Here is a 13,182-nt window from a genome sequence, read left to right as displayed (position 1 = left end):
AAAATAATGACTTGTCAGAAATTATAGAATATTATTCTTTTTGAGCGACAGATTTGTATATTGAAAAGAAAACTAGTCTACACTGGATATGCTGGATGATACGGACCTGCGTTTGCTGACCTTATTACAGCAAAACGCCAAGCTGACCATTAAAGAGTTAGCGGAACAATTAGGCATGACCACGACGCCTATTTTTGAGCGGATCAAGCGCATGGAGCGCGACGGGGTGATTGCCGGTTATGTAGCCTTAGTCGACCCCGAAAAAGTAGGTCGGCCCATGGTAGTTTTCTGCAACGTGTCGATGCCCGACTATACGCCAGACAATATCAGTGGTTTTGAAGAGAGCATTCGACAGATGCCCGATGTACTGGAAGCCTACCATCTGGCCGGTACCATTGATTATCAGTTGAAAGTGCTTGTGCAGGATATCAAAGAATACACACTGTTTTTGCAACAAGTCGCTACACTTCCAATGGTCCGTGTTCATAGTAGTGCCATTGCGCTATACACCGTAAAACAATCGACCATTGTGCCAACACCTGCCAAAACCAATATACTATGACTCATTTTTTACGCTTCCTCACGCTTGTTTTGCTGGTCAGCTGTTCGGTCGTTTATGGGCAATCGGGTAGCCCTGCTTTAGCCAATCGCCTGAAAACCCTCGACTCGGCTCTCACTGTGCTCCATGACCGGGCTATGTTCAATGGGGTCGTGCTGGTGGCTGAACAGGGAAAAGTGCGCTACACCAAAGCATTGGGTACGGCCAACATCACAACCAATGAACGCCTGACAACCAGCTCTGCCTTTAACCTGGCCTCCGTGTCGAAGCAGTTTATCGCCATGATGATTATGCAATTGCAGGAGCGGGGCAAACTGGGGTACGATGAGCCGGTTCAAACGTATTTGCCTGACTTTCCGTATGTAACAATCACGGTGCGTGATCTCCTTAATCATACATCCGGTTTGCCTGAATATTTCGACCTGGCGCAGAAATACACGGGGCCGCTTGATACACTGACCAACGATAGCATGCTTCAATTGCTTCATCAATACCAACCCGCTGTTCTTTTTCAACCCGGCGATCGTTGGGAGTATTGCAATACGGGCTATGTGCTACTTGGTTCGATCATTACCAAAGTGGGTGGGATGCCCATTGAGACATTTTTTGACAAGAATATAGTACGCCCGCTTAAGCTGAAAAATACGTACATCTATTACCATAAAAGCAGTACTACGCCCCGAAATCGGGTGTTTGGCTTCGGGCGCGAAAATGGGAAAAACGTTCCGAATGACCTCATCCGGCTGGATGGCGTTGTTGGCGACGGTAATGTGTACTCCTCCGCCGACGACTTACTGACCTGGAGCCAAGCGCTGTATACCGAAAAACTGGTGAAGGCGAGTACGCTCCAGGAGGCTTTTACACCCGTCAAACTGAATGATGCCACCACCTATCCCTACGGCTTTGGGTGGATGGTTGAAGAGAAGGGGAAGGTATTGATGCACACCGGTAGCTGGGTTGGCTTTCGAACATTGATTATCCGCTATATCGACAAAAAACAAACGCTGATCGTTTTGACGAACGGGACTAATGCGGCCGGGCGAGTTGCGCGGGAGATCCTGGAAGGGAAAACAATCCAGTTACCCCAAACTCAGTTAATTTCAAATATTCGACTGATTGATGGAACCGGGGCCGCTCCCCGAAAAGCCTCCGTTCGACTGCTAAACGATCGGATTCGTGAAATTGGCGAACTAACCGCTTTTCCCAACGAGACCGTCACGGATGGTAAAGGGTTTGTGTTGGCCCCCGGATTTATCGATAGCCATAGTCACCATGTTTCGGGACTAAAACCGGATGCGCTCGCGGCTGTTAATCAGGGTATTACCACCATCGTGTCCGGGCAGGATGGCGGTAGTTATTCGATGGATACCTTACAGGCGTTACTGAAACGGCAACCGGTGGCCATCAACATGGCCACCTATACCGGACATGCCACCTTGCGGCAACAGGCAATGGGGGTCAATGGACTTTACCGCACGGCCAAACCCGAGGAGGTCGACAAAATGAAAACACTCCTGCGCGCAGAGATGCAAAAGGGCTCGCTCGGACTGTCGACGGGACTGGAATACGAAGCGGCTTTCTTCTCGAATCGTGATGAAGTACTGCAACTGGCGCAGGTTGCTGCTGATTCGGGTGGACGGTATATTAGCCATATTCGTAGCGAGGATATACAGATTGATGATGCCGTTGACGAAATTATCCAGATTGGACGCTTAACGAAGATGCCTGTTCAGATTTCTCACCTGAAAATCGCGCTGCGCGACAAATGGGGGCAGTCGTCTAGTTTGCTGGCTCAACTGGAACGAGCCCGCGCCGAAGGGATTACTATTACCGCCGATTGTTACCCGTATGATTACTGGAATTCGACACTTCGGGTACTGTTTCCCAAGCGGGATTATACCAATCTGGCCAGTGCTGAATTTGCGGTGAATCAACTGTTCGATCCATCGAAATCGGTGCTTGTGCGCTTTGCGGCCAATCCTGCCTATGCCGGAAAAACTGTTGGCGAAGTGGCACAAATGCGTCAGGAAAAACCGGCTCAAACACTGATGGGGTTAGTTGCTGAAGCGTCGGCGTTTTCCGAAAAGAATCCCGATGCCAGCGGAGTTGAAGCCATCATGGGTAAGTCCATGGACGAGCCCGACGTGAAGAATTTCCTGGCCTGGCCGCACACAAATATCTGCTCCGACGGGGCCAACGATGGCCATCCACGCGGCTATGGAGCGTTCACGCGCGTTCTGGGCCGCTACGTACGTGACCAGAAACTGATGCCGCTTGAAACCGCCATATATAAAATGACAGCGCTTTCGGCAGAACACCTGGGCTTGAAAAATCGGGGTGTTATTACGTCTGGCTACTATGCGGATCTGGTGCTGTTCAATCCAGATACCGTACAGGACAACGCCCGTATTGGCGACAATCAGGCGCTCTCAACCGGCATCGAAGCCGTCTGGGTAGCTGGGCAACTGGTTTATCAGGGCCAGAAAGCTACGGGTGCGCATCCAGGCGTGTTGATTCGGCGGTAGTTAAGCGTTGTTCGTATGGTGTTTAGGTGGTGTCAGGTTCCAAACCTGACACTAGTGAGGTTTCTCAAAACCTATTCATGCAATTTCAATAGGTTTTGAGAAACCTCACCACTGTCGGTTATAAGTAACCGACACCACGGGTAGTCTAGTTAGTTGAATGATTGCCTGAATTCAAGGGGTGAAACCTGGGTCTTGCTCTTGAATAGTTTATTGAACGACTGTGGGTATTCAAAGCCGAGCTGGTAAGCTATTTCGCTGACAGACAATGAGGTAGTTGATAAAATCTCTTTCGCTTTCTCAATCAGTTTGTTATGAATATGGTGCTGAGTGCTTTGCCCGGTCAGGTGCCGCAGCATATCGCTTAAGTAGTTCGGCGACACGTGCAGTGCTTCAGAGATGTACTGAACAGTCGGGAGCCCCAGTTCCTGTACGGTAGTTCCGTCAAAATAATCCGAAAGAAGGGCCTCCAGCTTGGTCAGTATATCGTGACTGGCATTTTTACGGGTGATGAATTGCCGATTGTAAAAGCGGTTGGAATAATTGAGCAATAATTCAATATGCGACACGATTACGTCCTGGCTGTAGCTATCGATAACAGACCGATATTCCTGCCCGATGTTCTGCATAATGGCCATCATGAGTGTTTCTTCTTTATCGGACAAATGCAGAGCTTCATTCACGGCATACGTGAAAAAACCGTAGTCTTTAATGCGCCTGGATAATTGGTAATTCAGGATAAAATCAGGATGGATAACCAACCACCAACCGTTAAGCGCCATGTTGTCCGGCGTAACTGTTGCAATGACCTGACCTGGCGAAAAGAAGGTCATGATTCCTTCATCGAAATCATAGTAGTTCTGTCCATATTTCATTTTCCCAGTGAAGTCCTTTTTGATGCAGATCGAATAAAAGTTGTAGACAACACTTTTTAGGCTTTCATCAAAATGGCAGGTTACCTCACTGAGATTGATAACGCTGATTAACGGATGCTCTGGTTTGGGCAAGGCGAGCAGGCGGTGCAATTCAGAAATTGAATTGATGATATAGGGGTGGCTGGCTTCTTTTTTCATGTTTACTGATCAATCCATTCCATACCCGCAGCATCGTAGCGGTCGCCTGTTAACGTACCCAGGGGGATAATCGTTTCGATTCGAGCCAGTTCGTCAGCCGTTAGGGGTATGCTGGCCGCTTCGATATTTTGCTCAACATACTTGACGCGTTTGGTACCCGGAATCGGTAAAAATCCCTTTGAAACCACCCAGGCAATGGCTAACTGCGATGGGGTGATGTGTTTCTCATCGGCCAGTTTTTTCAGTTCATTGACCAGCTCAATGTTTTTATAGAAAGCCTCGCCCTGAAACCTGGGAATACTCCGTCTGAAATCATCAGCCGGAAAATCGTCCGGGCTTTTGATATCTCCGGAAACAAACCCTCGCCCTAGCGGTGAATAGGCCACAAATCCAATCCCCAATTCCTGAAGCGTAGCCAGAATCCCGGCCTCTTCCACACTTCGCTCAAATAACGAGTACTCGGTTTGCACGGCCGTGAGTGGATGAACCGCATGTGCTTTTCGGATCGTTGCCGATGATACTTCAGAGAGACCGATATACCCAACTTTTCCTTCTTTTACCAGCTCGGCCATGGCACCAACGGTTTCCTCAATAGGCGTGTTGGGGTCTAAGCGGTGCAGGTAATACAGGTCAATGTAATCCGTGCCGAGGTTCTTTAACGACCGTTCCACGGCCTTTTTTACATACGCGGGTTGTCCGTTGAATTGCCAGGTAAGTTGCTCGTTATCGTCGATCTCAAACCCAAACTTAGTGGCTATGATATACTTGTCCCGTTGACCCTTGATGGCTTTGGCGATTAACCGCTCGTTGTGTAGCGGTCCGTATAAATCGGCCGTGTCTAAAAAATTGCCGCCTAATTCCAGCGAGCGATGAATGGTGGCGATGGATTCAGCTTCATCGGCTTTTCCGTAAATATCATTACCGGCAATTTGCGTCATGCCCATGCAACCAAGCCCAATAGCTGGGACAACGAGCCCCTGACTTCCTAAATCTGTTTTTTGAAGACTGTTCATTGATTATTTTTTTTTCTTGTGAGTTTTAACCCTACAAAGGTCAGCGCACTCACAGGAAGAAAAGTAGCCCAATCTCTTGTTGTTGTATCCAGAATGGGGGTGGTAGTTGGAGAAGTCTACTGTTGACTAAACATCCCCATCATATAAGACAGGGCATTTTCAGCGTGTAGTATATCCGTGTTGTGTAACGATTCCCGCGCGGCTTCGGATGCCCTCGTTCGCATTTGGTTTTCATAATGTGCTATGGCCGATTGCAGGTCGGGGAACTGGTTAGATGTCAGACACTCACTTAACTCTAATGCATCCTGCATGGCCATATTTACGCCTTCTCCAGCATACGGGGGCATTAAATGAGCGGCATCGCCCAACAGCGTCAGGTTGGAAAGTGCGGGCCAGGTTTGATCCAGGGGCATATAGTATAGCGGTCGGACAATGAATTTGGTTGTAGCGTTTTCAAACAGTTCCCACCAGAAACTAGCCCATGCTGAAAACGCCTGCTTAAACCAAGCCAACACTTGCGTTGTATCGTTGAAGTCGATTCCCGAATTACGTGCCCAGAATTCATCCGTTTTACAACCTGTATAAAAGGCTAAACTGCCATCGCCTTTTGCACTAACAATCAGGGAGTTGCCATTGCCAAACGCGAATAGTTTGCCCCCTTTCAGGAGTTCGTGGATGTTGGGTGCGTTTATCGCTGACTCATATATAGTCCCCTCTACAGCAGTAACTCCTGAGTAAATGGGTTTAATTGGGGTGAGTAAAGGACGAATCTTTGAATTTGCCCCATCGGCCCCTATGACCAGATCTGCCGTAGCTGATGTACCATGTTGAAAAGTAAGTTGCCAGCCACGATCCAGGGCTGACATGGATACAAATTGACTGTCCCAGATAACGGTATCAGGTTGTAACGAATCTACCAATAGGTTCCGTAAAGGCCCACGGTCAATCTCGGGCCGATACCACTCACTGTCAAACGTTTTTTCTGCCGGTTGCAGGTGCTCGTCAAATACGATGGTAGCGGTGTTATCCAGAATCCGAATTAGATCTGCGCCGGGCCGGTAGGCAGCTTTGAAGGCATCCAGTAAGTCGGCTTTACGGAGGGCGGCCAGGCCTGATTCATGATGCAGGTCAAGTGTGGCCCCCTGCACCCGAACATCCCTGTTAACGTCCCGTTCATAGACCTTTACCTGAGCACCTTTTTGTTGTAAAAGCCGGGCAAGGGTTAAGCCACCAGGTCCTCCGCCAATGATGGCGATTGATTTATTGTTGAGTAACATAGCTTGAGAAATAGTTAGTACGCTGCAAAACTAGTTCTCGGGCAAGGTCAATAATAGTATAAATCGGTCATTGGCGTTCCTGGCTAATTCTTTTGGAATTACGCCTGAAAACTTTTTTATCTCTTTTATGAAATGGGTTTGGTCGGCAAAGTTTTGCTCGGGATATAGCTTGCCTGATTTGATGTGATTCAGGGATGCTCTGAATCGTAAAATGGTGCAATACGCTTTTAACGAAATGCCAACATACGTAGTGAAGTACCGGTTAATTTGGCGGCTACTCCAGCCTACGTTGTCTGCTAATTCGGCTACAGATAAGGCTCCAGCTGACGAATAGATGAGGTCAAACAGTTTTTGTTTACGGGCATCGATATTCTGCTGGAGTAAACCAGTCAGTGTAGCAGAAACCTTATTGCAAAAGCTGTCAAAATCAGTCAGATCATGCTCAGAAATGCCCCAGAAATCAGCTGGCAATCTGGTCGCATAATTAACAAGTGACGACAGTTTGATGCCTAGCAAATACTCAATGGCCAGCAGCCTGAAACTGACCGCAAACATGACCGCTTTAGGTGGAATAGCGGTTGCATCCGGCTCGGTGCCCAAACCCATAAGTGTACTATGGAAAGGCTCGGTAGCCGAATAGGAAAAGAAAATATCAATTCGCCCATCTGGCAAAACTACAACTTCCTTTTCCTGATCCGATGGATTGGCAAGCATCCAAAAACTTTCTACAAAATCGGAAAGCGATGAGTCTGGTTTTCTTAGTTTGTAGTCTACGTCGTTTTCAGGCATTTTTTGCTAATAATTTGAAACGTATTGTTCTGTAATAACTTGTTACTATACCCTGTCTTCTCAAAAATGAAAACCAACGATAAACCAGAATGGTGAATAATTTATTCACCATTCTGGTTTATTAACTGGAAGCTTGTTATTTAGTTGATGCTAACAGAAGTGGAAATTTTCGATAAACTATAGCGAATTCCTGACCAGATCAATAGATACAGTACCGAATTTATTAATGCCAGTAATGTACCGACACCGGCTGGAAGTACGGCTCAACTGAAAATGTCATGCCTATTATTAAAATGAATGATACTGGTTTTGATCAGATCTTGTTAGGTGAATTTTTTAGTAACCGTCTACTTTGTTTTTCTACATTTAATTAGATAGAAGGGATAATTCTCCATAACCTCTGTAATTTCAACTAATCCAAATTTGCCAAACTCTGCGTGAATTGATTCGCTGTCATAAAAAAACAGGTTCACCCCATCGACTAATTCATAGCGATCCTTGCTGATAAATCTGCCTTTTCCGTATGTCTGAGCTTCTTTCGAAATAGCTGTAAAAATCATGTAGCTATTAGCCGACAGTTGATTATAGCAATCGCTGATGAGTTTCCATCTTTCATTACTATCCAATAGATGGATCAACGCATAGCAAAATAGTCCATCATACTGACAATTATCAAATGGCATATCCGTTACAGAACCATGATAAATAGTCATAGCTGTGCCGTAGTGCTTTCTGGCCATTTCAATAGCGGTTTTTGATATCTCAATCCCCGTTACTGCTATCCCATTGTCTCGGAAAATTTGCGCATTTCTTCCATACCCAATTCCTGGGATAAGTATGTTTCTTGCTGAATTTTGAACGAAAAAATCCTTTGCCAATACGGCTGAATTTGATGGCTCAAAGCCCCACATTTCCTGTTTTTCGGTAAAGCTCGTTTCCCAAAATTCAGGTTTTACGCTTTCAGCTGCCATAGACACTGTATATAATATTAAGCCTTATAATATCTTAGAATAGCCTGCAATGTTTTGACGCTTAGCAACCAGCTTTAATTTCCGTCAAACTTTGTCAAGCTACTTCATTAGCATATGGTTTTACTACCCATTGAGTTCAGCATCAACTGGCTCCCATAGTTCAATCTTATTGCCTTCTGCGTCCATGATATGAACAAATTTTCCGTAATCGTATGTCGTAATGCTGTCAAGTATGGTTACACCGTTTTCACTGAGTTTGGTAACAAGTCCTTCAATATTTTGAACCCGGTAATTAATCATAAACTCTTTTTGAGATGGAGCAAAATAGTCATCTCCTTTTTTGAAAGGGCTCCATTGAAGCGAGTTTATCTCGTCAGGCTTATTAACGTTTCTGGATTCAAAAGTCGACCCCCAGTCATTGATATCAAGTCCTAAATGTTTGGCATACCATTCTCTCGTTTCTTTGGGATTGTCGGAAAAAAAGAAAATGCCCCCAATTCCGGTCACCTTAGGCGTTGTGTCGTTCGTTGGAGCTGATTTTGTCGATTCATTTTTTTGGTCTTCCATTTTTTTGTTTTTTTATTTGTCGAGTTGTAGATGTTTTTTAAGTTGACGTATAACGGTTTTGGGCTTTGCGTTCGGGCGGAAAATCAAAGCGTAAAAGCCGATATTATTACTAATGTTTAATTGAAAAACTATTGTTGAGCTTTGCACTTCAGCCCGCCTGACGCAAAACCCGTGTTACCAGTAGTGCTTTCTTATGTCGTCATACAAATTTCGCTTCTCTTGTTAATTTACTTTTATCTAAGTCAAGGTCGTTACTAAACCAGTCAGTCAATACTTTTTCTATTTCGTTTTTATTAAATGTCTTTGAGTTTCGTCTTAATTTTAAATAATTTTCTCTTGTCATTTTTTCAGCTACTTGTCCAACCGTTTGCAAGTCAAGTTCGTTTCCGATTTTATTTGCAAACCAAAGTCCAGCGATTGAAAATACAAGTCCTAAAAGTCCGATTTGCCATTCAAAGAAAATTCCAACAAGAGAAGCGAGTAATATAATTACAAATGTCCCTGTAACCCAGTGTGGTGGTCGTAAGATATTAAGTTTGAAACCTAATTGCTCTTCAAGCTTTCGTGTCCGTGAACGTCTGCTTGCTCTTGGCAAAATGTCTGCAAGTGAAAGGTTTGTTGAGATAGTTTTATTGTCGATTTGAAGTGTCGATGAAATTGCGTCACGTAATTTATAAAATGCTTGTTGGCTGGTGCAGTCATCTGAATTGTCAAGTTGGATTTTATTTGCAATATGGTCACACAGTTCACCAAAAGTCGAAATGTGCATTAGTTCCGTGTCGCCAAACTTAATGTCAAATGACTTTTCAACTTTAACGAGTAAATCGCTAATGTCATCTGGGTCGATATTTTTTAGTTCGTAGTCTGTCATAGCATTACTGGTAACTCGTAAATAGACGCATGTTCGCATCCTCACGCAATGCTATGCAAAATTCTTGTCTTGCCAAATTTAAAGCATTATTGAGGGTTAAATTATTGACTGTCAGTAATTTGTGCTATATGTGAACATGTGCTTTGTGGAGTGGTATCACAAAATGAAAGCGTATACTTTTTTGCCGGATCAGTTGCCGACAATACAAAATGCGCATCTTTTTCAACTCACTAGTTAGTAGCCACAGAGGCACAGAGAATACGGAGTCTCAACTACTGGTATTAAAACTCTGTGTTCTCTGTTCCTCTGTGGTTAACATCTAAATCCAGCTTTACTTTCCTACAACACTCAACTCCAAATGCGAAGGAGCCGCAGTTGATCGGAAAATCGTATGAGTGGCTTTCTGGTAATCCGTTTCTTTCGCTTCGAAAATATTCGGAACAAACTTTTGTGGGTTTCGGTCAATAATGGGAAACCAGGTGCTTTGGATCTGTACCATCATCTTGTGGCCTTTCTGGAAAACGTGATTGATCGAGTGTAAATCAATGCTGTACGTTTCCGTTTTATTGGGCGTAATAGCTTCGGGTGTTGAAAAACTGTTTCGGAACCGGCCCCGGAATACATCGTTGGCCACCATTAACTGGTAACCGCTCATAGCGAGTTGTTGCGGATAATGAGCCGGATACACATCAATCAGCTTGACAACCCAGTCGGCATCGCTGCCAGTGGTGGCAGCAAACAGTTTTGCCAAGACTTCGCCCGTAACCGTTACGTCTTCGGTCAGGGCATCGGTTTCCCAGGAAAGCACATCGGGGCGGTTATGGACAAACCGCTGATCTTCGGTAAGCCAGGTGCGCCAGCGCGAGCCCGGTCCGTAGGTGGCTTCGATGGGGCGCGTTCGGTAGGGGATAGGCTGGGACGGGTCAGACACATACGCATCAGAGCCGGACGCGGCCTTTGGCGCATCGAACGATAGTTTTCCGTTGGCCTGAAAATACAGATTCCGTTTCGTCGCTTCTTTCGGAGGCCAGCTATCGTAGCGTTTCCAGGTATTGGAGCCCGTTTGAAACGTGACCGCTTCCGCAAAATTTCCGGTGCCTTTTCCTTTCAGATAATACGCAAACCAGGGTGCCTGAATGGCCTTTCGGAACGTAACCGACGTGGCCGTATCGAACTTGATGTTGCCCAGTGTACGCCCATCGGAGCGGCCCCAGCCCCCATGATTCCAGGGACCCGCTACCAGGAAGTTTTTATTCGACTTATCCTGCTTTTCCCACAGTTGATAGGCTTTTAATGGGCCATAGAAATCCTCCTGGTCCCACCAGCCCGCCACATTCATGGTTGGTATTTTAGGACTACTATCAATTCGGTTAATGAGTGATTGTTTATGCCAGAACGAATCGTAATTCGGGTGCTTTACAAAATCGTTCCAGGTGGGTAGTTTGTCCTTGAAATACAGCTTGTTTACGTTCGAAAGCGCCCCCAGTTTCAGGTACCAGTCGTAGGTATCATAGCTCGGGAATGGGAAGAGTGAATCCGTTTTAGTGGCTTCTTCCATAAAGGCGTACTCGAACCCATAGCTTAGCCGAAAAGCCCCATTGTGGTGAAAGTCATCGCCCAGAAACATATCCGAAGGCGTTGCCTGTTCCGAAACGGCTACCAAAGCCGGATGCGGATCAATAGCCGCTATTGCCGTAGTCCAGCCAGCGTACGAAATACCATACATGCCCACCTTTTTGTTGTTATTGGGAACATGCGCCAGCAACCACTCAATGGTGTCGTACGTATCGGTACTCTCGTCGATGGCCTTGGAATTTTTCTTGTCTCGGGTAAATCGCTGCATTTCAAACGTTCCCTCCGATTTGTATCGTCCCCGAATATCCTGGTACACAAAGATATACCCATCGTCGGCCATGTCTTTCACGTACGAAATTCGATCCGGGCTATCGGTTTCACTGACGCCGTAGGGCGTTCGGGTCAGCAAAAAAGGCAGCGGCTCTTTACTGTTTTTAAGCGTATAAATCACCGTATTCAGTTTAACGCCGTCGCGCATCGGAATCAGCACTTCCTGGCGTTCGTAGGGACTTGAGTTTTGAGAAAGTGTTGAGTGGGATAAAAGTAGAAGTAGTCCATGTAGCCAGATGAGGAAGATTTTCATTGAAGAAAGTGGTTGTAAGTCAAGCACTAAAGATAGAAAACGTAGCGATACTTTTCGTAGAAATTGCGTTGTACCGTTTTAAATCGATACAAATGATTGTTAAGCGTTAATTTTGTGGTTTGAAGATTCACTATTTCAGGTTCTTTAAGTGGTGTCAGGTTCTTAAACCTGGCACTAAAGGTTTCTCAAAACCTTTAGTTGACTAAGAAATGCTGCAATCGGTTTTGAGAAACCTCCTTATGTCAGGTTTAAGAGCCTGACATCACACAAAGAACCTGAACCATTAAACTGTTCTTGCATTGATTCCTGCCGTCGACGCCCTGCTGAAAGACATCCGCAACAAGCGGATTGCTCCTGTGTATTTGATTCATGGCGATGAGCCTTTTTACATCGACCGTATTGCCGAAGAGCTTGAAAAAGTGGCGGTTCCGGTTGCTGAGCGGGGTTTCAATCAATTCGTCCTGTTCGGGAAAGACACGGATGCCGGAGCCGTTTTGAATTACGCCCGACGCTATCCATTCATGGCCGAGCGGCAGTTGGTTTTGGTGAAAGAAGCCCAACAGATGAATGGCATCAACGATAAATCGACCCAAACGCTTTTTGAAGATTACGCCCTGAATCCATTGCCCAGCACCATTCTGATGTTGTGCTATACGCGGGAAGACGGGAAACCCGCCCTCGACGAGCGGAAAGCGTGGGTGAAAGCCTTCGGAGCGAAAGGTAAATTGCTGGGTGTCAAGAAACTCTATGATAACAAAATTCCTGATTGGGTAGGGGAGTATTGCCGCGAACAGGGGGCGAAGGTTAGCCCCAAAGCCTGCCAGTTATTAGCTGATCACATCGGCAATGACCTCAAACGGTTGGCGAGTGAGATCGACAAAATCCTGATTAACCTACACGTTGGCGAAGAAATCTCGGCGGCAACCGTTGAGCGACTGGTGGGAATCAGTAAAGAATATAACGTCTTTGAACTTCAAAAAGCCCTTACTCAGCGCGATGTTGTGAAAGCGAACCAGATCGTGGATTATTTCGGGCGTAACCCGAAAGATAATCCGCTGGTGGTCATTCTGGCGCAATTGTTCGGGTATTTTAGTAAGGTGTTGCTGGTGCAGGCGTCTAAAGACCAGACCGACAAAGGGCTGGCTCCTTTACTGGGGGTCAATCCGTTTTTTGTGAAGGATTATCAATCAGCCGCCCGTACGTTTCCGTTACCCAAAGTAGCTGCTATCATTCATGCCATCCGCCGGGCTGACGCGCAAAGTAAAGGTATCGATGCACCGACTATGAATGAAAGTGATATCCTGCGGGAGTTGGTGTTCGAGGTGCTGCATTAGGAGGCCAAGTGGCTATAACGACAGAACCGGTGCAACGGCCTAACACCC

At 46.0% G+C, this 13,182-nt stretch carries 11 protein-coding genes; 3 read left to right on the top strand and 8 right to left on the bottom strand.

What is annotated here, in order from left to right:
* The first annotated feature begins 88 nt into the window (after nucleotides 1–88).
* Together ACYVGO_RS26575 and ACYVGO_RS26570 are read left to right on the top strand one after the other, a co-directional pair.
* Nucleotides 89–562: an Lrp/AsnC family transcriptional regulator gene (locus tag ACYVGO_RS26575; RefSeq protein WP_460971867.1), complete on the top strand. Its 474-nt coding sequence runs from the start codon at nucleotides 89–91 to the stop codon at nucleotides 560–562.
* The gene (locus tag ACYVGO_RS26570) at nucleotides 559–3,084 is read left to right on the top strand and encodes a serine hydrolase (protein ID WP_460971866.1); all 2,526 of its coding nucleotides are present in this window, start codon (nucleotides 559–561) and stop codon (nucleotides 3,082–3,084) included. Before ACYVGO_RS26575 ends, ACYVGO_RS26570 begins: the two co-directional genes overlap by 4 nt.
* A 149-nt stretch (nucleotides 3,085–3,233) precedes the next feature.
* Here the strand turns inward: ACYVGO_RS26570 and ACYVGO_RS26565 are convergent, their stop codons facing one another.
* From ACYVGO_RS26565 to ACYVGO_RS26530, 8 genes are all read right to left on the bottom strand, one after another.
* Nucleotides 3,234–4,154, bottom strand: a complete 921-nt coding sequence (locus ACYVGO_RS26565) for a helix-turn-helix domain-containing protein (protein ID WP_460971865.1) — start codon at nucleotides 4,152–4,154, stop codon at nucleotides 3,234–3,236.
* Between the two features lie 2 nt (nucleotides 4,155–4,156).
* Entirely contained in the window at nucleotides 4,157–5,167 is a 1,011-nt protein-coding gene (locus ACYVGO_RS26560) for an aldo/keto reductase (RefSeq protein WP_142772979.1), read from the bottom strand.
* A 116-nt stretch (nucleotides 5,168–5,283) separates the two neighbouring features.
* Complete coding sequence (locus ACYVGO_RS26555) at nucleotides 5,284–6,444, bottom strand: FAD-dependent oxidoreductase (protein WP_460971864.1); 1,161 nt, start codon at nucleotides 6,442–6,444, stop codon at nucleotides 5,284–5,286.
* 30 nt (nucleotides 6,445–6,474) lie between these two features.
* Nucleotides 6,475–7,233 carry a DUF6597 domain-containing transcriptional factor gene (locus tag ACYVGO_RS26550; RefSeq protein WP_460971863.1) on the bottom strand — a complete coding sequence of 253 codons (759 nt, stop codon included), beginning with the start codon at nucleotides 7,231–7,233 and terminating at the stop codon, nucleotides 6,475–6,477.
* A 347-nt stretch (nucleotides 7,234–7,580) separates the two neighbouring features.
* On the bottom strand, nucleotides 7,581–8,204 hold the full coding sequence (locus ACYVGO_RS26545; protein ID WP_460971862.1) for a class I SAM-dependent methyltransferase: 624 nt from the start codon (nucleotides 8,202–8,204) through the stop codon (nucleotides 7,581–7,583).
* A gap of 123 nt (nucleotides 8,205–8,327) precedes the next feature.
* On the bottom strand, nucleotides 8,328–8,771 hold the full coding sequence (locus ACYVGO_RS26540; protein ID WP_460971861.1) for a VOC family protein: 444 nt from the start codon (nucleotides 8,769–8,771) through the stop codon (nucleotides 8,328–8,330).
* A 199-nt stretch (nucleotides 8,772–8,970) separates the two neighbouring features.
* Nucleotides 8,971–9,642, bottom strand: a complete 672-nt coding sequence (locus ACYVGO_RS26535) for an acyl carrier protein (RefSeq protein WP_460971860.1) — start codon at nucleotides 9,640–9,642, stop codon at nucleotides 8,971–8,973.
* Nucleotides 9,643–9,973: 331 nt separating this feature from the next.
* Nucleotides 9,974–11,800, bottom strand: a complete 1,827-nt coding sequence (locus ACYVGO_RS26530) for a CocE/NonD family hydrolase (RefSeq protein ID WP_460971859.1) — start codon at nucleotides 11,798–11,800, stop codon at nucleotides 9,974–9,976.
* Nucleotides 11,801–12,099: 299 nt separating this feature from the next.
* On the opposite strand from ACYVGO_RS26530, the gene holA reads away from it, so the two are divergent.
* Nucleotides 12,100–13,134 carry a DNA polymerase III subunit delta gene (gene holA / locus ACYVGO_RS26525; RefSeq protein ID WP_460971858.1) on the top strand — a complete coding sequence of 345 codons (1,035 nt, stop codon included), beginning with the start codon at nucleotides 12,100–12,102 and terminating at the stop codon, nucleotides 13,132–13,134.
* The last annotated feature ends 48 nt before the right edge of the window (nucleotides 13,135–13,182 follow it).

Source organism: Spirosoma migulaei, from assembly GCF_054776855.1.
The sequence above is the reverse complement of the archived record's forward strand: the minus strand, read 5'-3'. Positions and strand labels throughout refer to the sequence as shown.